The sequence below is a fragment of the Mesorhizobium sp. M1338 genome (assembly GCF_040318045.1).
GTDB lineage: Bacteria > Pseudomonadota > Alphaproteobacteria > Rhizobiales > Rhizobiaceae > Mesorhizobium.
This window is the reverse complement of sequence record NZ_JAMYLL010000010.1, coordinates 94220-116103: the sequence shown is the minus strand read 5'-3', so window position 1 is coordinate 116103 and position 21884 is coordinate 94220. Positions and strand designations below refer to the sequence as shown.

The following is a 21884-nucleotide window of genomic DNA, read 5'->3' as shown; positions in this document are numbered from 1 at the left end:
CGTTTATGCCACACATCCGAACCGACAATCAGCGCGTCACCCAAATCACCATTGTCGATTCTGAACCGGACAAGCAGGCCGAGGCATTGTCCGTCATGACCGAGCGAGCGCGCTTTATGGCGCGCCAGCCTGGCTTCATCTCAATCAGCCTGCATCGCAGCCTCGACGGGCGGCGCATCGTCAACTACGTCCAATGGCAGAATCGCGATCTGCTGCGATCGGCTCATCAGTAGCCGGAATTCCGCAAGGAGTGGGGTCATTTCGATCAGTTGACGGACGAGATCGATCCCAATCTGTACGAGGTAGCCCAAGTGATAGATAGTGGTCAGTAGGCGTGCCGCCCACATGACCTGAATCGCCGGGTCGAGACGGCCGACATGAGCTGACAGAGTCTAAGCCATGGCTGCCATGAACCATCGCGTCGTCACCGTGTTCGGTGGAACCGGGTTTCTCGGCCGCCGCGTTGTTCGGCATCTCCGCGATGGTGAGTTTTTCGTTCGGATTGCATCAAGACATCCGGAACGGGCCAAGAAGCTGTTTGGTTCTGACGATCCGCAACTTCAAGCGGTCGAAGCCGATATCCACGATGAGCGGGCGATCGCCGATGCACTTGCCGGTTCCTACGGTGTTGTAAATGCGGTCAGTCTTTATGTCGAACAGGGACAGGAGACCTTTCATTCCGTGCATGTCGAGTCAGCCCGGCGGGTTGCAGCTCAAGCACAACGAGCTGGCGTCGAACGGCTCGCTCACGTTTCAGGAATCGGCTCCGATGTTGCCTCGCCGTCGCTCTACATCCGCAAGCGCGGCGAAGGCGAACTGGTGGTGCGTGCAGCGTTTGCTGACGCCACTATCATCCGCCCGGCGGTGATGTTCGGACCGGATGACGCGTTTCTCACCATTATCCTCAAACTTCTCCGCCGGCTTCCAATCTATCCAATGTTCGGTCGCGGCCTGACGAGATTGCAGCCGGCCTATGTGGGCGATGTGGCAGAGGCGACCGCAAGAGTGCTGCAGGGGACGGAAACGCATGCGATCACGTATGAGTGCGGCGGTCCTCGCGTCTACTCATACAAGGAATTTCTCAGAGCCGTTGCGCACGAAGTCGGTCTTAGGCCCAAACTGATTCCAATCCCATTTGCCGCTTGGCACGCGCTGGCTTGGTTCGCCGAAATGCTCCCGAGCCCGCCCGTCACTCGGAATCAAGTGGAACTGATGCAGGTCGACACCGTGTCATCGCCGGAGATACCGGGATTTGGAGAACTTGGAATTTCGCCGTACTCGGTCGAGGAAATGCTCCAGGAGATATTATGGGATCACTGATCAAAGAGCTTCTTCGGCTAGTGCGCTCCCGCCAAGGGGAACGACAAGGGCAAGGTCGAGGGCATGGTGAAGTATTCCCGCTCGAACTTCATGACGCCGATACCGGCGGCGGCGAGCGTCGATGAGGCTTCGGTTTATCGTCTGCTCAAGGCGCACGACCTCGTCTAGGGTAGGACACCACACTTGGTAAACGCCGCTCCCTTCCGGTCGAGCGGCGTTTTCGTATCTTCTGTAAAAAGGCAACAAACGGCCCGCATTGTGGAAAGGCTAGCCTTGTAGCGCTGGCTGGTGAGCGTTGCGAACTGGCCCGGCAATACCGTCTGAGCGGCAAACGATCCGAGATTCCTCTGCTTTATAAGCGCTGACTAACAGGTTGTTTGCAATCTTTGGGGGGATGCAGAAGCCTTTGAGGCCTGCGAAGTAGGAGCCTGTCAGTGATGCACGGTGCCCGACCTCGGCAATTCTGAAGTGTCCGCATCAAGCATTTGTTGTCAGCAGGCCGTGCGCGCGGTCTGAAACAAGGGAAATTGAACGCTGCACCACTGCCGCCCGCAGCACTTGAAACCATGCCCGGGTCTTCCATGTAATACGCAATAGCGCACAACTTTCCGAATGAGGAAGCGCCGGCAGATGAGTCTGCTCCCCACCAGCAATTCAACAGAGCATCGCGATGCTGACCATCGTTGGCCGGCAGCGCTAACAACAGAGCGTTTTCCTCTTCGTTGTCAGACGAAGGGAGATACACAATGGCAAAGGTCGTTTGCGTCCTCTATGACGATCCGGTCGACGGTTATCCGACAAAATATGCGCGGGACGGCCTGCCAGAGCTCGACAGCTATCCCGGCGGCCAGACACTTCCCACGCCGAAGGCCATCGACTTTGAACCAGGGGTCTTGCTCGGTAGCGTGTCGGGCGAACTCAGCCTGAGGAAATTTCTCGAAAGCACGGGCCACAGCCTGGTAGTGACCTCGGACAAAGACGGTCCCGACAGCATTTTTGAACGCGAGCTCGCTGACGCCGAAATCGTGATCTCGCAGCCGTTCTGGCCGGCATATCTGACTGAAGAACGAATAGCCAAGGCAAGCAGACTGAAGCTTGCGATCACCGCCGGCATCGGATCCGATCATGTCGATCTTCAGGCCGCCATGGACCGCGGCATCACGGTCGCCGAGGTGACCTACTGCAATTCGATCAGCGTGTCCGAGCATGTGGTCATGATGATCCTGGGGCTCGTGCGCAACTACATCCCGTCCTACCAGTGGGTCGTGAAAGGCGGCTGGAATATCGCCGACTGCGTCGCACGCTCCTACGATATCGAGGGAATGCAGATCGGAACCGTCGGTGCCGGCCGGATCGGCAGCGCGGTGTTGCGCCGGCTGAAGCCGTTCGACGTCAAGTTGCACTACACCGATCGCCACCGCCTGCCTGAGGCGGTCGAGAAAGAGCTTGGCGTCACCTTCCACAAGGACCCCGCATCCATGGTCGGCGTCTGCGACGTGGTGACGATCAATGCGCCTCTCCATCCGGAGACGGAAAACCTCTTTGACGAGACGATGATCGCCAGGATGAAACGCGGCGCCTATCTGGTAAACACGGCGCGCGGCAAGATCTGCAATCGTGACGCCATCGCCCGCGCGCTGGAGAGTGGCCAACTCGCTGGCTATGCCGGCGACGTCTGGTTCCCGCAGCCGGCTCCCAAGGATCATCCGTGGCGATCGATGCCGCATCACGGCATGACGCCGCACATTTCAGGATCGTCGCTCTCCGCCCAGGCGCGCTACGCCGCGGGCACCCGCGAAATTCTCGAATGCTGGTTCGAAGGCCGGCCGATCCGTGAGGAATATCTGATCGTCGATGGCGGCAAGCTCGCCGGCGCTGGCGCGCATTCCTACAGCGCCGGCGACGCCACCCGCGGTTCGGAAGAGGCAGCACGCTTCAAGGCCAGGAGTGATCCGAGCTAGATCGACTTCCGCTACGCTCGACTCGGACGGGAAGAAGACAAGGGTGACGTGGGGGGCAGATCAACAGGCAGATCAACATTGGTCCTGCTGCCAAGGTTGACGAAAAGACCAAGGCCGAACTCAAGAAAAATTGGACGATGATGCTGGCCGGTTCGACAACATCATCAAGCTGGCCACTGACACGTCGCTGCGCCTTTCGAAGTTGAGGACGACCAAAGGCAAAGGCCGAGCCGCCTGAGTGTTGGAACCAGGATGCCGGCAGCCTGTTGCGAGGTTGGGCCCGCGCGTTGCCACTGGCGCAGCCATTTGACTGCGTCGCGGTCGCTGGTCTCGGGGTGGAGGGTAATGCGCTCCAGCACACTGAGACGGAGCTGCAGCGCCTCCTCGCGCTCGGCCGTGAGCCAGGCCTGATAGGCGTCAAGCTGCGGCAGATCGAGACCGTCGAGCAAAGGCAGCGCCAGGAGCTTTGCCATTTCGTGCAGTTCATTGAGCGTGACAGGCGGCGAGGAAGCCTGCCGTCGCCGGACGATCTCTAAAACTATCTCATTGTGCCGTGGCATGATCCTGACGAGGAGCAGGCAGGGCCTCGGCTGTGATCGACAGGAGATCTTTCCTGGGACGCCGATAGCTGCAAGGATCTCGCGGAACATTGGCAAACTGTCGAAGCATTGCGCCGACTACCGGGGGCGGCCCGACCCCATGTGTTTCAGATCCGATGTCGGCTGCGTCAGGATCGCGGTGCCTCGGATCAACAGCCCCCGCCTGCTAGCGGGGAGAAATATGACGTCGAATGTTGCAGCCGCCCATGGCGTCATAGGCGCACGGCATTTAGCTCAGGCCCTTGAGAGAGGCCACTGAGGTCGATGCCTAGGGAAGGGTCACCGCGTGCCTCCGGGATGGCACTTCCGCTTGCGGCGGTTGCAAATCGCTGGGGCCTCGGGACGTTACGGAGGGAAGGCATGTGGGTCGATCCACGTCTCGCCGACGGCCCGAAAGACGTCTCCGCGGCGCTATGCAGCCAACTTTGTTGACCGTCGTAGCTATGGCTGAATCGACTTCTCGACGGTATGGAAACGGTATAAAGGCATAGGAGACAATGATAGTAAAGGCGGATTAACTAGCTCGGCAACGTATAATCAATTGAATTTATTAAGAAATATTTGGTGCCCAGAGGCGGAATCCAAGTGAGGAAAGTATGCCAGTACTTTCAGGATGTTACTACCCACGTAGCCTGCGAACAACCAACATAAATACCAACAATATATTTCTGTGGATTACTATCATTCCTCGTGGAATGCCCGACTGATTTGGTCCGACAGCGGCTTCACAAAATAGGAAAGCGCCGTACGCTCGCCCGTCTGGACCATCGCTTCGGCCGGCATGCCGGGCACGAGCGTCAGGTCCTTGAGCTTCGTCAGTTCCGCATGCGGAACCGATAGACGCACCAGGTAATACGAAATGCCGTTTTTTTCGTCCGTCGCCAGATCGGCTGCGATCCGGCTGACATATCCGTTCAATTCCGGCGTGGTTCTCAGATTGAAGGCTGACATCCGCAGCACGGCCTTGTGACCAAGCTGGATTTGGTCGATGTCCTTCGGGGTGATCCGTACTTCCAGCGCAAGATCGTCGCCTTCCGGCACGATTAGCATGATCGGATCGGCGGGCGTAATCACTCCGCCGAGCGTATGAACTGCGAGTTGTTGAATGGTGCCTGACTGCGGCGCGACGATATCGATCCGTCGCAGTTCCTGTTCAGCCGCCACCTTGCGCTCACCATACTCCCCGATCTGCGCCTGAACCTCTCTGAGCTCCTGGCCGACTTCGGTCTTGAAATCCTGATCGATCTGCGGGATCTGCAGGCGCGTTTCGGCTATGCGGGCTGCTGTCTGTGCCTGATGTGCGATCTTCTCACCGCGTTCGCCACCGAAAGTGGCAACCTGGATCTTCAGGCTGTTCAACCGTTGGTCCGAGACAATGCCTTGGTCGCGCAGCCCACTCAGAACAGCAATTTCCTTAAGGAGAACCTCGATCCTTTTTTCACAGGCAATTTCCTGCGCCTCGAATCCTTCGATCTCGTGGTGATATTGAGTAATGTGTTCCGCCAGTTGCGCCTGCTTTCCGTCGCGGGATTGTCTGCGGAATTCGAACAGCAGCGTCTCGCTATGTATTGCCGAAGCTACGTCCGGAACATCTCTTCGGACGAGCAGCCAGTCCGGGAAGGCGATCTCCGCGAGATCGTCACGTTCAGCATCGAGTCTTGCCTGGTAGGCGGCGAGCTCATCGAGCCGCTTGGTGACTATGGCGAGATTGGCGCGCGTCTGGGTGGCATCGAGCCGCATGAGGATGTCGCCGGCTTTCACTTTATCGCCTTCGCGCACCAGGATTTCTCCCACCACCCCGCCGGTCGGGTGCTGCACCTTCTTGACATAGGAATCGACGACAAAGTGTCCGGACGCGACAACCGCACCGGAGAGATTCGTGAAGGCCGCCCAGGCTCCGGCTCCTCCCACAAAGATTACGCTCGCCAGAAGGCCCGCCACCAGGTGGCGGCGAATGGAGCTGGAAACGTCATTGTTCTGATGAATGCCGGACACCGGGATCCTCCATGTCAGCGCGCTCTCCCACATGATCCTGTGTAGATTCGATGGCCTTGACGCCAGCGCCTCGTGCCATCGCTGTCCCCTTCAGGACTTTGGAAAGTGCTTCATCACGCGCACCGAATGCTCGCTGCCGTCCACCTTCCATCACCAACACCAAATCCACGGCGCGGATGGCGCTCGGCCGATGGGCGACGACAACCGCAATGCCCTTGCGCTCGCGCACGGAGGCGATCGCCTTAACGACCGCAGCCTCGCCTTCCGCATCGAGATTGGCATTGGGTTCATCCAGCACAACAAGGAAAGGGTCTCGATAAAGAGCACGGGCAAGACCGATACGCTGGCGCTGCCCGGCGGAAAGTGCCGATCCGGCCTCACCGATCGGAGTTTCGTAGCCGTGCTCAAATCGGAGGATCAGTTCGTGCGTGCCCGCTGCTTTCGCCGCGGCGACAATAGCCTCAGGGTCAGGATTATCTTCAAAACGAGCAATGTTTTCGGCAATGGTGCCGTCGAACAGTTCAACACCTTGCGGCAGATAGCCGATATGACGGCCTAGTGCTTCCCGGTCCCATTGATCGAGGCTTGCGCTGTCGATGCGAACCTTTCCGGCGACCGGCGCCCATGCGCCGACGATGGCGCGCGAGAGTGTCGACTTGCCCGAGCCCGATGCACCGATGATCCCGAGTGCGCTTCCCGCCTGAATGGCAAACGCAAGGCCGGTCACGGTCGGCTTCCTTTCGCCGGGCGGAACGATTGTCACGCCTTCGAGGCGCAGTTCGCGTTCAGGTGCAGGCATTGGCATAACAGGAGCGGATTCAGGAACCTTTTCCAAGAGGTCCTCCAGCCGCGCCCAACCCTGGCGCGCCATGAGGAAAGGTTTCCAGCTTGAAATGGCCAGATCGACCGGAGCCAGCGCACGCCCCATCATGATCGAACTGGCAATCATAACCCCGGCCGTAGCCTCCTGTCTGATGACAAGGTACGCGCCGACGGCAAGAATGGCCGATTGCAGCAGCACGCGCAGCGATTTTGAAATGGCACCCAGCCCACCTGCCAAGTCCCCAGCTTTCCGGTTGGCGGCCAGATACTTGGCATTGGCCTTTTGCCATCGGGCAGCGATCCGCTTTCCAAGGCCGAGAGCTCGCACGACCTCGGCATTGCAACGCGCTGCTTGCAGCAGACCATTGCGTGCCATGTTGTGGGCAACGGTATCGCTTATCGGCCGTTGCGAGAGAGTGTTGGCAAGGAGTGTCAGAGATGTGAGGCCGACCGCCCCGATAAGTGCCGTCATGCCGATCCAGAAATGAAGGAGGAAGCAAATGCCAAGATAAAACAGCATCCATGGCAGATCGAAGAACGCTGTCGGACCGTTTCCACCCAAGAAGCCGCGAACATTGTCGAGATCGCGAAGCGGCTGCAAGCCGTCGCCCGGCATGCGCGTTGAAAGCGGAAGGCGAACGATCGCATCGTGAACGCGTCCGGAAAACTCTCCATCGAAACGCTCGCCAATCCGCAGCAGCACGCGGGCGCGCAAAATGTCGAGCAGGCATTGGAACGCATAAAGCCCCGCAGCAAGCACGACGAGCCCCACCAGCGTCGATACGCTGCCACTTGCCAGAACGCGGTCATAGACCTGAAGCATGAACAGCGGCGAGATCAGCGCAAGCACGTTGACCGCGCCGCTGATCAACACAACGCCCCAAATAGCGGAACTCAGAGGGAAAGGTCTCAAAGCTGAATCCTTCAAGGAATGGCTTCTCACGTAAGTTCCGGAGGCTGGCGACTCAGCCCCATATTGCTCCCCGACCGGCGACCGACTGCATCCGCTCGCTGGTTCAGGATCAGTGCTCCCGCCGAATATGTTTGGTCCCGGCATTTAATGGAGCGGGTCAACAAACCGTCCGGCTGAAGGTTTGGAAGGGCAACGTCATCGTGGCCGGCCGCAAGGGCCCGGACAGGCTTCCGCCTCCACACTTTCAGGAGATTTCGGTGCACGACCAGCGCGACGCGCAGGGCTTCGTCAAGCTATCCACGCTGCAACTGCTCCCGGGCGCCCCTCGGCCGCCCCGGCCCATGGCAAGTAGCGGAAACGGGAAAGCGCCCGCCCAGGGGGGCGGGGCGCGGTTCCGTATCGGTTTTCTGGATCAAACGAAGGTGAAGTCCGACGCGGTCAGGCCTAGGTCGGCCACGGTGACCACACCGCCCAGGTGGGCGAACTCGTGCGCGCTGCCGTCGGCGGTGACATAGGCCAGAGTTGCGACTCTGTCGGTGTAGCTGCTTTGGTAGACAATGATGTCGCCGGCGTGCTCGCCGGAGATCGCACGCGCTGCCTCATTAGCAGAGTTGAAAGATTCGCCAGTGATTACCACGACATGTTCGCCGTTCGCACCCGAGGCCGCGCCACTGTAGAAGCTGCTCACCGGGTAGCCGGACTGTATACTGGCGTTGTTGACGAAGTTCGCGCCAAAACCGTCGTTGTAGAGGCCCACCGCATCGAAGGCGAACTTGTCCTCCGCCGGGTTGAAATCGGTGATAGTGGTAATGTCCGGCTTCGACCCGACACTCGGATCGACCCCAGGCACCGGATTGTGGAACTGGAACACGAACGTGTCATTGTCGGTGCCCCCGGTCAACGTATCCTGGCCGTCACCCACGTAGAGGACATCCTGGCCGGGACCGCCGCTGAGCCTGTCATTGTCCTCACCGGAGATGCGCGCGTTGAAGCGGCCGTTGTCGCCGGAGAGATCGTCCCAGCCATCTCCGCCGAAGATGCGGTCGTTACCCTCGCCGCCAAGGGCTCGGTCACTGCCCGGGCCAGCCGAGATCTCGTCGTTGCCGCCACGACCGTCAATCCAGTCACCGCCCTGGAAACCCTCCATCCAATCTTCACCCTTGGTGCCGAGGAGTGTTTCGGCATCCGGGCTACCCTCGATAATGTTTGCCATCGAAAAAATACTCCTGATGATGCACCCTGCCTGACGCGTTCATATTGCTCATCGGGTAATTAGAGAAATCGATTGCTTGGATAGACACACATTTACGAAATGGATGCATTCACGTTCACTTCGCCCTTCCGCTGAGCAGTAGCGGGCTCGCAGGCGGCGGGGACGCGCCCAGACGATCGACCCGAACATTCACACTCAAGCGGACGAGTAAAACTTGGTAACCGGCCGCCCTGGTTGGGCCCAAACCTCTCCCTGTTTGCTCGACGCCGGCATACCCGCACCGTAAGCGCTGGACGTGGACAAGTTCCGGTGGCGGCGGGTACGGCGCGGCTCAGCGATGAATGGGGGGGGGGGCCGGAGACGGTTCCTTCCCCGACACGCATGCTGCTACCGCGCAACAAGGGGAGGGCAATTTGCCGCCAATGGTCTCGTGATAGCACCTTTCGCCGACAGGCTGTCGAAGTTGACCGAAGCCGAGCTGAAACGACAACTGACGGGTCCTCACAGCTGCGTTACGCATTCGCTCACCGTCAAGCCGGCCTCGGAAGAACAGGCATAGGGCTGTGTTGCCGAGTATCTCGCCAGCACTGCCCATTGCGAGCAATGGAACATTAGGGAGCGCGTTCGCGCGAGCCGAGAGTTCAAGGATCTCGGAACGACAGCTTCCACACGTCGGCCGCACGGGCTCTACGCGACGCGGCCTACGCCAAGCTAACAGAATTGCTTTCATTACTCGTGGAATGCCCGACTGATTTGGTCCGACAGCGGCTTCACAAAATAGGAAAGCGCCGTACGCTCGCCCGTCTGGACCATCGCTTCGGCCGGCATGCCGGGCACGAGCGTTAGGTCCTTGAGCTTCGTCAGTTCCGCATGCGGAACCGATAGACGCACTAGGTAATACGAAATGCCGTTTTTTTCGTCCGTCGCCAGATCAGCTGCGATCCGGCTGACATATCCGTTCAATTCCGGCGTGGTTCTCAGATTGAAGGCTGACATCCGCAGCACGGCCTTGTGACCAAGCTGGATTTGGTCGATGTCCTTCGGGGTGATCCGTACTTCCAGCGCAAGATCGTCGCCTTCCGGCACGATTAGCATGATCGGATCGGCGGGCGTAATCACTCGAGCGTATGAACTGCGAGTTGTTGAATGGTGCCTGACTGCGGCGCCACGATATCGATCCGTCGCAGTTCCTGTTCAGCCGCCACCTTGCGCTCACCATACTCCCCGACCTGCGCCTCGCTGGACGAGGACAAGTTCCGCTGGCCGCGGGTGGAGAACGGCGTGATCCGGCTTGCCGCGCCCAACTGATGGCGCTCGTCGAAGGCATGGACTGGCGCGCTTAAGCCGAACGGAGACGGCGTCCGACGTCGGCCGGATAGGCCGTGGCGACGTGACTCAGGCGCAAAAGGCGGGCCTCTGGCCGTGCAAAATAAGCTTTTGTCGGCGTCATGAAGAGAAGCGCTTTGGCCCGTCTCCACGAAATCGTTCCGCTCAAGGCGATATTCGTCCCCATGGCGGCGGAGAAGGCCGAACTGCAACAACTCCGGAGCGAACACTCAAGGCCGAGATCGTCCGGATGGCGACACTCAACGAGCGTGCCCAGGAGAGGCTCGCCGACCTTCAGGGATCGTCAAGCAGCTGGAGCGCGGCGCTTCGGTCGCAGCTCCGAGAAGCTCGAACGTGCCCAGGAGGCCTTCGCCTTCGAATCCAGACCGGGCTCGGCGCGATTGAGTCCGAACTCGAGGCCGCAAGGCCGCAAGGCCGCAAGTCCGACAGGCGAGCCGCGACGTGCTGCGCGACCGCGCAAGGCGTTCCCGGTGCATCTGGAGCGGGTCGAGATCGTCATCCGGCTCGACCCATGGGGGAAGAAGCGCTCCCGCAGCCAATCGTCCAGTCCGTCAAACGCCGTCGGCCGCACGGGCTTGCGAAACGGAACAGTCCCGCCCTCGCTTAGATGCCGATGCACGGTGTTGCGCGCGCACCGAATTCCTTCGCCCGTCGGTTCCCCGCCAACCTCATGCCGCCGCAGCATCGCTGCCACCTCTTCAGGCTGAAGGATCTGCTCTCCCTGCATCGTTCTCGACAATGCAGGAATCGCCCAATCCCAATCGCCATCCATGCCTCCTCTTATAACCGAGGGGTCAGTTTCTCAATTCGGCCGACAACTGAGACGTCCGGTGCTCTTAGGCAGGGCAATCATACGAGATGCCTCCTGCAACATCATTTCCCGCATCCATAGGCTTGCCGGATCATTATTGTGAAGCGCAGGCCATTGGATGGCCTCCGTGAATGCGGCAGGAAGTGGCGGCGGAAGTTCGACAATCCGCAAGGGTGTTAATTTCGCGAAATGCTGCGCCAGCCGCAACGGCATGGTCCCGATGCGGCTGGTGCCTGATAGAAGGGGCGGGATCATGCTAAAGGCGTGTACGACGACCTCGATACGTCTCTCGAAACCGTTCTCGAGCAAATACCATTCCTCGATGGAGGGCTGCCGGGTGTCCCCGAATTTAAGCACAACCTGCCCCATCGACAAGTATCGGTCGAATGTAAGTGGCTCTGACAGCTGCTTGTTCGTGCCGCAGCCTACGCATACGAGCATATCTTCGAACAGGGCTGCGCGAGGATGTTTCGACATGAACACTTCCGGCATAATCAGAAAATCAACGTCGCCGCGCCGGAGAAGCTCCTCGGGGTCGTCGGAAATAGGCAGACATTCGAAGCGGACGGCGGGAGCTTCCCGCGCAGCACGCTTTACGATCTTCTTAAAAAATACGAGAGTGAGGTAATCGGAAAGGATGATGCGGAAACGACGATCCGATCCGACCGGGTTAAAGGGGTCCCAGGAAATAATCGACAGCTGGATGTGCAGCAATGCCTCCCGGACTGCTGTGGCGAGCCCCTCCGCGCGCGGTGTCAAAATGAGTTCGCGGCCGTTCATCGTAAATAGCTCATCGCTGAAATAGGCGCGTAACCGACCGACGGCGGCGCTCATGGCCGGCTGACTCAGGTTAATACTGCGGGCTGCGGCGGTGACTTTACGCTCCCTGATCAAAGCGTCCAGCACAACGAGGAGATTTAGATCGAGTCCCTTAAAACGCATGCATTGACCTATCCGACCCGTGGATGGGTATCGCCCAAACAATCAATTTCACGAATGGTGAGAGCGTCAACGCATCAGCCGACGACGAAACAGAGCAACCGATAGGAAGAACGGCAAAACCGTGTATATGCAAAGCGCGCCGATATGCAGGCCCATGCTGCCGGCCGGACGGCCAAGCATCGCCGGACGAATGAGGTCAATTGCATGTGCGAGGGGCAACAAGGAGGCGACGTCCTGAAAAGCGCCGGGCAATTGGTTGACCGGAAACATCGCGCCGCAAAGGAAGAGCATGGGTGTTATAACAAGGGTATTATAAAATATGAAATATTCATAACTGGGCGCAAGCGCCGTGACGACCATCGCTAGACTCGCGAAGGCGAGGCCACTGAGAGCGATGACTGGCAGCAAGCAGAGGATGGATGGCCACGATGCGTAGCCTAGCGTGGTCGCAACAATAGTGATTGCTGTGCCCGCCATCAGGGCCTTGGTGGCTGCCCAGGCCAATTCGCCGAGTAAGATATCGCCGAGCGTCAGCTGAGTGCATAGCATTCCTTCCCAGGTGCGCTGGTCGCCCATGCGGCCGAAACTCCCGTAAACCGTTTCAGCGGTCGCCGATGCCATCGCGCTTGTGGCAACCATGCCAGCCGCGAGAAACGCAATGTACGAAGTGCCCTCAACAGGACCTATCATTGTTCCGATTCCAAAGCCGAGACCGAACAGATAGATCATCGGATCGGCGAGGTTGCCGAGCACCGATGCAAGCCCGATTTTCTTCCATCCAAGATAGTTGCGGCGCCAAACCGCGACCCAATTCCACGCATTGGCGGGCATGCCCGCCGCATAACGTTCGCCCATTGTTCAGTCCTCCATCTCGCGCCCGGTTAGCCGCAAAAACACATCCTCGAGATTGGGGGGACGCTGCAGAAGGCGTAGACCCGCGCGCCCGCGTAGCTGCGCCAGCACCTGCTCCGGATCGGGTGCATAGCAAAAAAGCGTCTCACCGCTCACCTCGATGCGCTGTGCGTACGGCCGGATCAGCGCACCCAGTTCATGCGGATTGCCGCCGTAGACCTCGACCACGTCACAGCCGATCTGCTCGTCAATGAGTGCGGACGGGCGGCCTTCGGCGATCTTGCGCCCCTCCTCCATAACGCACAGCCGATCGCACAGCCGCTCGGCCTCTTCCATGAAATGGGTAGTCAAAAGAATAGTCTTGCCCCGCGCCAGCAGCGATCGCAGCCGTTCCCAGATCAGGTGGCGGGCCTGCGGATCGAGGCCGGTGGTCGGCTCGTCCATCACCAGCAAGTGCGGGTCATTGATCAGCGCACGCGCGAGCGTCAGGCGCCGCTTCATGCCGCCGGACAGTTCGGCGACGCGCGCATCCGCTTTGTTCTCGAGGCGGGCGAACTCAAGCAGCGATGGTATGACCGCATCGATCTGGCGTCTGCTCATCCGGAAGTAGCGCCCGAACACCAACAGGTTCTCGCGTACAGTGAACGCGGTATCAAGATTGTCGAACTGCGGGACCACGCCGATGCGCATACGTGCCAAACGCGCGCGCGCCGGCACTGGAACGCCGAGCACAGTAATCTTCCCCGCATCGGGCGATGTCATGCCGAGGACCATACGCGCAATCGTGCTTTTGCCCGCGCCGTTCGGTCCCAAGAGCCCGAAGCATTCCCCCGCCGCAACGCGGAACGACAGTCTGTCGACAACGAGCTTGTCATAAGTTTTGCTTACGTCAGTAAGATCGATCGCTACCATGGACATGGGTTCATTTTACCGAGAGGGACGCCAAGACTGGCGGTTGCTTGGTTGCCTGCCGGACCTGAAACTGTGACTCGTCTTCGCCATCCCAGCCGTCGATAACGAACTGATCGACGTCACAAGGATTTAGCCCCTGTTCCGGTAAAGCGGCGACAATTGCGTAGAGATTATCGATGGCTTGGTAACGCGGATCGTTGTGCCGCTTTTCCTGGTCAACGCAGAAGACGAGCCGTCCATCCTCGACCAGGGCGATCGCCCCATCATGGGTCAGCTTGATACCAAAGATGCGCATAGTGTCTCCAGGTTAACGGCGATAGATTCGATCATCAGGAAGCGGAAAGCGGGTTTCGGAAACGGACGAGCAAGCAGTCTTCGTTGACCGACTCGCCCCGACACTCAAGACGCTCTACCTCGATCAACGTTTCGTTCAGCATGGCGATGACCGGCTCAGCACCAGCGGCGTGACCCCAGCGACGGCAATTAGCATCCCTTGCCGATCCGAAGATCAGATGCCCGCCAGGCGCAAGCACCCGCACCAGGTTTTTGACGGCCGCGCGCATCTCGGCTATGTCTTCGAGATAGTAGAGGACCTCCGCCACAACGATCAGGTCAAACAACTCGTCGGTCGAAAACTGTTGAACATCGGAGACTATCCAGTTGATGCGCGACGGCTCGTTTATCCGTTGACGTGCTCGAGCAATCGCTTGCGCCACGACATCGATGACGGTGAGCCCTTGGCAGTAGGGGGCTAGTTTTTCCGTGAATGCGCCGGCAGCGCACCCGACTTCGAGGGCATTTGAAATGGAGCCTTGGGCAAGCGCCAGCTGGAGCATTTGCGTGTGGCGCTTCCGCTCGAACGGATTGCCGTCGAGAAGCCACGGATCGTCTGCGGCCAATTCCCGATCAAGCAACTGATGATTCACGTTCGGGGTCAAACTCGTGCACCTCTCGTCCACTAGGTAATTAGCGATCACTCGTCGCCGCAAATGTTGCCCGACAGCACTAATTCCGAAGAATCCCGCGCAAGATTGAGCCTGCGAAGCGGAGCCGCATGCGGCGAGAATTCTGCCCTGCTGGAACCAGTGATCGGAGTTTGGGTGGGGGCCTGTTTTCCCCCAGTGTTCGATGTAGCGACAGCAGAGCCTCGCGACAGCCAATCGCTATTGCTCAATGTACACAGCGCGTAGGCTTTCAACGGAAGCAAGAGAAAGATGTTGATGAACGTGTGCAGCGAAAAGCCCAGAAATCGAAACTGTCGGGCACGAACTGCTACCACGCTGCATCGGAGCATGGTCATGGACACAATCATCAGTCCTGTCCACCAAGGCACAGAGCCTGTCAGTGCGAAATGTGCGAGGCCCGTTAATACCGATACGGCGAGGAGTAGCGCGCCGAGATTCTGTCCGACCACGTCCAACGTGAGATAGCTATTTAGGCTGGGCAGCAAGCGCAGCCCAAGCAGCGTGTCCCGGAATGTGCTTCGTGCCCAACGGAGTTGTTGGCGCAGATACGGTCCGAGTCTGTTCGGGACGACTGTGGCCGCGATGGCGCTCGGAACGTACTCGGTTCGAAAGCCTGCTTTCAGCATCAGGATAGTAAGATGGCGATCCTCACCGAAGTCGCTTGGCTTGCCCCGAAAAAACTGCGACTCGTACTGGTCCAGTAATAAAAGGAGCGCAGACCGGCGGTACATGGCACATGGGCCGCAACAGCACATAACGGCACCGAAGCGAGCCTGCGCCGCGCGCTCCTCGTTGCAAGCCAGCCAGTACTCCATGTCTATCAGCCTAGTCAGCCAGCTCTCGGTCCGGTTACTGGCCGTCAACTGACCCATGACTGCGCCGACCGCTGAATCTCGCATTTTCGGTACAAGCTTGGCAATGACGTCGGACGCGAGTAACGTGTCTGAATCAACGTTAAGCACCAGATCCCCTGATGAGCGGCGTATCGCGGCGATCTGCGCCTTGCGCTTTCCAACATTCTCGGGAAGCAAAATGATGTCGAACCTGGGGTCGCGCGCGTAGGCTTCGTGGACAGTTCCTAAGGCTTCGCGATTTCCAGAACCGTCATCAACCACATAGACCCGAAGTCTTCCGGCGTATTCTTGGTCGGCAATGGAAGCCAGGCACTCTGAAAGCGTGCGCGGATCCTCGTTGAAGCAGGGGACGATGACATCCACGCTGGGCAGTTGATCGGAGCCGACGAGAACCTCCAACGCCGATGAGTCGTTTGTCGGCAGAGCATAAATCCCCTGCATGCTCTTATAAGCAGTTGAGAGCAGCGCATAAAGCGATATGGCCACAGTGCTGGTTGTACCAAGAAGAGTCATGGGATCTCGTTTGTTCAGTGATGTTGAGGAAGTGAGCGGATTACAAATCCGCGCTCACGCAATGCTGGAATCAGCCGGGACAGCGCCGTGACCGTCTGGTCGCGCAGACCGGCGTGAGCGCCCTGGCTTAACTCGCCGGGAGGGCATCCGTCGTGCAAGAGTACGATTGCGCCCGGCCGGACAGAGGCGAGCACTTTATCGATAATCGCGTCGACCCCAGGGCGAGACCAATCTCGAGGGTCGACGGACCAATGGAGGGCCGCCAGCCCGGCGATCTGTGAGGCTGTGAAGACTTCTTCGCTCCAGGCGCCGTAGGGCGCGCGAACATAGCGCACCGAGGCCTGCGGGCACGCTCTCATGATGGCGTCGTTCGCTTCAAAGACCTCACGTTGCACTTCGCCGAAACCGCATTGGTACAGATCCGGATGAGACATCGTGTGGTTGCCTACCTCGTGCCCTTCTGCGACCATCCGTTGGATTAGATCTGGGTGCTCTAAGGCGTAGGCGCCGATGACGAAGAAAGTCGCCGGCACCCGCTGCTCTGCCAGCACATCGAGAATCTCCGGTGTGAAAAGTGGATTGGGACCGTCGTCAAACGTCAGATAAACGCTGCGACGGCCGGTGCCGTCAGAGCACTCACGGCGCACTTCGTACAAGCAATCGGGACGGCTCATAGCTCTGGTCCGTTCCGATCTATCATCGTGCCCGTGGGCCATTCGCTGATCGGCCGTCCAACCGGCAGAACAATGGTGAGTGCGTCATCGATGCGTGTGGGCGGCAGGTCGAGGCGGGCCTCTGGTCGGGTCGAGCGCACGCGAATTCCCGACAAAACGGCCAAAGGCCTGTATCGCCGCCCGAACCTCTCAACATGATTCCGCAGCGCGTCCCGGACCGTTCCGAAAGCGAATGGAACGCCAAGCTCCTGCAGTATTGGAAGCATGACATGGATTGAATGGGCGATTCCGAGACCCTCAAGGTCCGGGCGTACCCCGTACAGGCCCAGCTCAGCCACCAACAGGTCGACCGCGTCAACCTTGATGAAACGGCGCAGTATGCCCATGTGAGCCGCTACACCACTTGAATCATAGGCGATCACGCGGAGTTCAGGCCTGGCTCCGGCCCAGCTTCGACTACCTTCGAACGGTTCTGCGTTGGACGCCCCAGTCGGCCCGTACGTATCACGAAAGAACTCGGCGAGCTCAACGTGATCGGAGAGCTGCAATTCGTTTTCCCAGCACAACTTCCACTGCACCTGGTGGCGCATTCAGGACCTCTCTTCATATTAGTTTTTGCGGCCGCATTACCCGACCAAAGCGGCGCTGTTGGCTGCATTCAGCCGTTGTCGTTGGCGAAGGTGAGCCAGACGCTCTCTCGAAGTTCCGGCCCGTGTCGTCGATTTGAGCTTGACGTCGCTCATTAACGTTCCTCTAATGCATGGCTCGTAAATTCGTAAAATTGATTGTTTGAATGATACGCATCCACACGTTGGATAGAACATGACATGCGTTTCAAGGGACTCGATCTAAATCTCCTCGTTGTGCTGGACGCTCTGATGAGGGAGCGTAAAGTCACTGCCGCGGCTCGCAGTATCAACCTGAGCCAGCCGGCCATGAGCGCCGCTGTTGCTCGGTTACGCGCCTATTTCAACGATGAGCTATTTACGATGAACGGCCGCGAGCTCATTTTGACACCGCGCGCCGACGGGCTCGCCACAGCAGTCCGGGAGGCATTGCTGCACATCCAGCTATCGATTATTTCCTCCGACGCTTTCAACCCGGCCCAATCGGATCGTCTCTTCCGAATGATGCTTTCCGATTACATCACGCTCGTATTTTTTAAGAAGATCGTAGAGCGTGCTGCGCGGGAAGCTCCCGCCGTTCGCTTTGAATGTCTGCCTATTTGCGACGACCCCGAGGAGCTTCTCCGGCGCGGCGACCTTGATTTTCTGATTATGCCGGAAGTGTTCATGTCGAAACATCCTCGCGCAGTCCTGTTCGAAGATATGCTCGTATGCGTAGGCTGCGGCACGAACAAGCAGCTGTCAGAGCCACTTACATTCGAGCGATACTTGTCCATGGGGCATGTCGTGCTCAAATTCAGGCACACCCGGCAGCCCACCATGGAGGAATGGTATTTGCTCGAGCACGGTTTCGAGAGACGTGTCGAGGTCGTCGTACAGGGCTTTAGCCTGATCGCGCCCGTCCTGTCAGGCAGCAACCGCATCGGGACCATGCCCTTACGGCTGGCGCAGCATTTCGCAAAAACAACACCCCTGCGGATTGTCCAACTTCCGCCGCCACTTCCTCCTCCCGCATTCACGGAGGCCGTCCAATGGCCTGAGCTTCACAATACTGATCCGGCAAGCATGTGGATGCGGGAAATGATGTTGCAGGAGGCATCTAGCCTGGCGCCTTTGCCTGAAATCAATGAGCGTCTCGGGCACGCCGATCCGACCTTGCGGTTGTTGGTACCGACTGCCACCTCGATTTCGCGTGCGAAGTCCCGGAAGATGTTAAGCCCCACTTAAACACCGGGCCTTGCCCAGCAGAGCGGCGCAGTTGATCGTCAAGTACGAGGGCCAGGAACGAGCAGAACACACGCCCGGGGTTGCTACTGAATTGACTGCCGCCTCCGATTTTCCTTGCGGAGTCCCAGAAGATGCTCAGCCCCACTTAAATGCCAACGTCGCAGGCCTTGCCGCGGCTTTTCACGCGCGGCCAGGCGAGGAGATGGCGGTCCACGTGGTCGATCATCTGTGCCAGCCTCGCTCGGCTACTGGCGTCGACGACAGTCCCCTGCACCGAGAAAGTCGGGCACTTGGCAATGAAGCCGGTCGAGCTTGACGCTGCGGACCCAGGCAATTGACCCCGCGCTTCTGCCTGAACGCGTGGCCGATCCGTTCATCTAATCGGCGCTACATTCTGCCCGGCTGAGGTCCGTGGGTGCGGCCACCCCGCGGGATGGGATCATCATTCAACTTTCTCTCGTTTATGAAAGGAAACTCCCCGCTCACGATAGAGTCCATGAGTTTCATATATTTTCCGGCAGATGGATGTCGAACGGGAGAAATGTCTGTCCGGGCGTTTCAGCGGTGCCGGTCTCGATAGCCCGCGTCATCAGCGTTATCAGCTCTCGGCAAAGTCGGCGCATTGGCGTGGCGACCGCCATCGTGACGATATTATCTGCGAGCGCCGCCCGAGACTCCGGTGTGATTTCATTCACGATCGCGACGAGATCGCGACTTTTGCCCTCTTCTCGGAGCGCGGAGATGGCGCCCTCCATGCCGCCGCCGGCGACATAGAAGCCGACGAGCTCGGGCTCTCGCTGCATGAGATCAAGCGTTGCCTCGTAGGTGATCTGCCGTTTCTCGAGGTTCATGACAGGATCCAGCACCTCGAACGTGGGCGCGTTCTCACGGCAATAGGAGCGAAAGCCGACGTCACGGAGCTCGTGCCCCTGGAAACGATGGCTGCCGACAAAAACCGCCACTTTGCCGGGCCGTTTTGCGACCTTCGACACCATCCAAGCGGCCGTGCGCCCCACCTTGCGGTTGTTAAGGCCGATATACCCCTGTCGCACGCCGGCGGCGAAGTCGGAAAGCAGCGAGAAAACCGGAATGCCTTTGGCCTTGAGGTCCTCAACCGCTGCTGTAATTTTCGGGTGGTCCGGTGCCACCATCGCGATCGCATGGCAGCGTGCGCCCAAATCCTTGAGCCGCGCGATCAGGTCGCTCGGCATATGTGACGGGGCGAATTCGACGAGCGGAATGCCGTGGAAGGACTGGGCCAAATTGACCGATGCTTCGACCTCGCGTGCAAAATCTTGGTAGAAATGCTGGGCCGGTTTTCTCAAGATGAAGCCCAGACGGTAGTGCGGTAGGTCTCGCCGTAAGCGCTGCTTGATTAGCCCGGCAGCATGATAGCCGATCGCGTGGGCGGCGTCGTGGACCCGCCGCGCGGTCTCCTCGCGCACCGGATGGCGGGCGTTCAGAACCCGATCGATCGTTGCTACGCTGACTCGGGCTTCGCGGGCGAGATCGGCAATTGTGGGGCGCTTGGTCATAGGTCCCTATTCTGATCGGTTTTTGACGCGGGCCGGCTCTCTGTCGCCTAACGCGTTTCGGTTTCGGGTGGCAAAGTGAAAACGTCCCATACGAATGGCCAACAGCGTGTTGGACGAACATCATTCCAGACGTAAACCGGCCGGGTATACTGGAAGGCTCATTCGCTTAAAGGGCGGTGACGGTTTGCACTCACACATTTAGCGCTTCGGCTACATGGTCCGTGAGGAGCCGTTTAGAGGCTGCGGGTCGGTCGTTCAGTTCATGTGACCAGCTAGGCGACTTAACAGGTCGTGGGCCGCCCACCTTATTGGGAGGAGGGTAGCCGGTTTGATGCCTCGGCAAGCTGATGACCGCAGAAGGCGGCTTTCATCTGTGCTCGGTCCAATTCTCCTTCCCAGCGGGCGACGACGAGGGATGCCACTGCGTTGCCGACGCAATTCGTCAGCGCCCGGCATTCGGACATGAAGCGGTCGATGCCGAGTATCAGTGCCATCCCAGCAACGGGAACACTCGGAACTACGGCGAGCGTAGCCGCCAGGGTGATGAAGCCCGCGCCTGTGACACCTGCAGCGCCCTTGGAGGAAAGCATTGCTACGAGCAGCAGCAGCACCTGATCGCCGATGGACAGATCCGTGTTCGTCGCCTGCGCGATGAAGAGGGCCGCCAGCGTCATGTAGATATTCGTGCCGTCCAGATTGAATGAGTATCCGGCCGGGATGACGAGACCCACAACCGAACGCCTGGCGCCCGCCTTCTCCATTTTCTGCATCAGCGAAGGGAGCGCCGCCTCCGAGGAGGACGTTGCGAGGACAAGCAGCAGCTCTTCCTTGATGTAGCGAATGAGAGAACAGATCGAGAAGCCGTTGTAGCGACAGACCGCGCCGAGAACCCCGAACACGAAGAGGAAGGCGGTGAAATAGAACGTCGCGACCAGCATCGCGAGGTTGACCACCGAACCGATGCCATATCTGCCGATGGTGAAGGCCATTGCGCCAAAAGCGCCGATCGGCGCGGCCTTCATCAGAATTCCAACGAGCTTGAAGACAGGCGCGATGAGCGCCTGAAGGAAGCAAACGACAGGCTTGCCCGGCTCTCCGGCCATCGCAAGCGCCATGCCGAACAGAACCGAGAAGAACAGCACCTGCAGGATGTCGCCTTCCGCGAAGGCACCGACGATCGTTGGCGGGATGATGTTCATCAGAAAGCCGGTGACCGACTGCTCGCTGGCTTTTGCGGCATAGGTATTCACGGCCTGGACATCGAGCGAGGCCGGATCAATGTTGAGGCCGGCGCCAGGCTGGACGACATTGGCGACGATGAGGCCGACGATCAGCGCGAGCGTCGAGAAGGTGAGGAAATAGACCATTGCTTTACCGGCGACCCGGCCGACCTTATGAAGATCGTTCATGCCGGCAATGCCGGTGGCAATTGTCAGGAAGATGACAGGCGCGATGATCATCTTGACCAGCTTGATGAAGGCATCACCCAGCGGCTTCAGGCTCTCGCCGGTCTCCGGATAAAAATAGCCAATTGCGACGCCGAGCGCGATGGCGGCAAGCACCTGGGCGTAGAGCTTGGCGTAGAAGGGTTTGCGGGGCGCGGGACTCGCGCCGCGAACTTGTGCAGCTGACACTGTTTCTCTCTCCCTGACCGGATCGAGGTGGCGTGACTTCTCCCGGGCTTCTCCCTATCGCGGCGCTCCGGTCGAACGCTGCACCAACGCCGCCGCAATACCCATGCCAGATGAATCCGCATGACCTGAACTGACGTGGGCTCGCCAATGCTGGAGGAATGCGGTGTCA

Annotated in this window: 17 protein-coding genes and 4 pseudogenes; 5 read left to right on the top strand and 16 right to left on the bottom strand. The window is 59.2% G+C overall.

The genetic code is table 11. The features are described from left to right. Positions 1–5: 5 nt before the first annotated feature. From NKH19_RS12775 to NKH19_RS12765, 3 genes are all read left to right on the top strand, one after another. Positions 6–233 carry an antibiotic biosynthesis monooxygenase family protein gene (locus NKH19_RS12775; RefSeq protein WP_352871537.1) on the top strand — a complete coding sequence of 76 codons (228 nt, stop codon included), beginning with the start codon at positions 6–8 and terminating at the stop codon, positions 231–233. Between the two features lie 166 nt (positions 234–399). Beyond that, entirely contained in the window at positions 400–1320 is a 921-nt protein-coding gene (locus NKH19_RS12770) for a complex I NDUFA9 subunit family protein (protein WP_352871535.1), read from the top strand. A gap of 746 nt (positions 1321–2066) precedes the next feature. Further along, complete coding sequence (locus NKH19_RS12765) at positions 2067–3281, top strand: NAD-dependent formate dehydrogenase (RefSeq protein WP_352871533.1); 1215 nt, start codon at positions 2067–2069, stop codon at positions 3279–3281. 164 nt (positions 3282–3445) lie between these two features. Here the strand turns inward: NKH19_RS12765 and NKH19_RS12760 are convergent, their stop codons facing one another. The 5 genes and pseudogenes from NKH19_RS12760 to NKH19_RS12740 form a co-directional block, all read right to left on the bottom strand. Next, on the bottom strand, positions 3446–3931 hold the full coding sequence (locus NKH19_RS12760; protein WP_352871532.1) for a hypothetical protein: 486 nt from the start codon (positions 3929–3931) through the stop codon (positions 3446–3448). A gap of 630 nt (positions 3932–4561) precedes the next feature. Beyond that, the gene (locus NKH19_RS12755; protein WP_352675652.1) at positions 4562–5875 is read right to left on the bottom strand and encodes an HlyD family type I secretion periplasmic adaptor subunit; all 1314 of its coding nucleotides are present in this window, start codon (positions 5873–5875) and stop codon (positions 4562–4564) included. Continuing rightward, positions 5850–7625, bottom strand: a complete 1776-nt coding sequence (locus tag NKH19_RS12750) for a type I secretion system permease/ATPase (RefSeq protein WP_352982214.1) — start codon at positions 7623–7625, stop codon at positions 5850–5852. The genes NKH19_RS12755 and NKH19_RS12750 overlap by 26 nt, the downstream gene beginning before the upstream one ends. A 397-nt stretch (positions 7626–8022) precedes the next feature. Then, positions 8023–8823: a calcium-binding protein gene (locus tag NKH19_RS12745; protein ID WP_031213793.1), complete on the bottom strand. Its 801-nt coding sequence runs from the start codon at positions 8821–8823 to the stop codon at positions 8023–8025. Positions 8824–9552: 729 nt separating this feature from the next. Further along, a pseudogene (locus tag NKH19_RS12740) lies at positions 9553–10061 on the bottom strand (beta-barrel domain-containing protein); the annotation flags it as partial. Between the two features lie 210 nt (positions 10062–10271). Between NKH19_RS12740 and NKH19_RS12735 the strand changes: the two are divergent. Continuing rightward, positions 10272–10652 (top strand): annotated as a pseudogene (locus NKH19_RS12735) (hypothetical protein); the annotation flags it as partial. A 29-nt stretch (positions 10653–10681) separates the two neighbouring features. Here the strand turns inward: NKH19_RS12735 and NKH19_RS12730 are convergent. The 9 genes and pseudogenes from NKH19_RS12730 to NKH19_RS12690 all read right to left on the bottom strand — a co-directional run. Then, positions 10682–10942, bottom strand: a pseudogene (locus tag NKH19_RS12730) (hypothetical protein); the annotation flags it as partial. Between the two features lie 30 nt (positions 10943–10972). Beyond that, a complete protein-coding gene (locus tag NKH19_RS12725) occupies positions 10973–11923 on the bottom strand; it encodes a LysR family transcriptional regulator (protein ID WP_352675657.1) in 951 nt (316 codons plus the stop codon). Positions 11924–11989: 66 nt separating this feature from the next. Next, the gene (locus NKH19_RS12720) at positions 11990–12778 is read right to left on the bottom strand and encodes an ABC transporter permease (protein ID WP_023736275.1); all 789 of its coding nucleotides are present in this window, start codon (positions 12776–12778) and stop codon (positions 11990–11992) included. Positions 12779–12781: 3 nt separating this feature from the next. Next, the gene (gene nodI, locus NKH19_RS12715; protein WP_023736276.1) at positions 12782–13693 is read right to left on the bottom strand and encodes a nodulation factor ABC transporter ATP-binding protein NodI; all 912 of its coding nucleotides are present in this window, start codon (positions 13691–13693) and stop codon (positions 12782–12784) included. 43 nt (positions 13694–13736) lie between these two features. After that, positions 13737–13982 (bottom strand): annotated as a pseudogene (locus NKH19_RS12710) (carbamoyltransferase N-terminal domain-containing protein); the annotation flags it as partial. 34 nt (positions 13983–14016) lie between these two features. Beyond that, entirely contained in the window at positions 14017–14664 is a 648-nt protein-coding gene (gene nodS / locus NKH19_RS12705) for a nodulation methyltransferase NodS (protein WP_502910919.1), read from the bottom strand. Further along, the gene (gene nodC, locus NKH19_RS12700) at positions 14661–16019 is read right to left on the bottom strand and encodes a chitooligosaccharide synthase NodC (protein ID WP_352675662.1); all 1359 of its coding nucleotides are present in this window, start codon (positions 16017–16019) and stop codon (positions 14661–14663) included. The genes nodS and nodC overlap by 4 nt, the downstream gene beginning before the upstream one ends. Positions 16020–16033: 14 nt before the next feature. After that, complete coding sequence (gene nodB / locus NKH19_RS12695) at positions 16034–16693, bottom strand: chitooligosaccharide deacetylase NodB (protein ID WP_023760354.1); 660 nt, start codon at positions 16691–16693, stop codon at positions 16034–16036. Continuing rightward, entirely contained in the window at positions 16690–17283 is a 594-nt protein-coding gene (locus tag NKH19_RS12690) for a NodA family N-acyltransferase (protein WP_023736281.1), read from the bottom strand. Before NKH19_RS12690 ends, nodB begins: the two co-directional genes overlap by 4 nt. 237 nt (positions 17284–17520) lie before the next feature. On the opposite strand from NKH19_RS12690, the gene NKH19_RS12685 reads away from it, so the two are divergent. After that, positions 17521–18546 (top strand): LysR family transcriptional regulator, encoded by a 1026-nt coding sequence (locus tag NKH19_RS12685; RefSeq protein WP_023736282.1) that lies wholly within the window; start codon positions 17521–17523, stop codon positions 18544–18546. A gap of 503 nt (positions 18547–19049) precedes the next feature. Here NKH19_RS12685 and NKH19_RS12680 read toward each other — a convergent pair. Both NKH19_RS12680 and NKH19_RS12675 read right to left on the bottom strand, forming a co-directional pair. Beyond that, on the bottom strand, positions 19050–20081 hold the full coding sequence (locus NKH19_RS12680; RefSeq protein ID WP_023736284.1) for a LacI family DNA-binding transcriptional regulator: 1032 nt from the start codon (positions 20079–20081) through the stop codon (positions 19050–19052). Positions 20082–20386: 305 nt separating this feature from the next. After that, positions 20387–21715 (bottom strand): dicarboxylate/amino acid:cation symporter, encoded by a 1329-nt coding sequence (locus NKH19_RS12675; RefSeq protein WP_352982210.1) that lies wholly within the window; start codon positions 21713–21715, stop codon positions 20387–20389. Positions 21716–21884 lie beyond the last annotated feature (169 nt).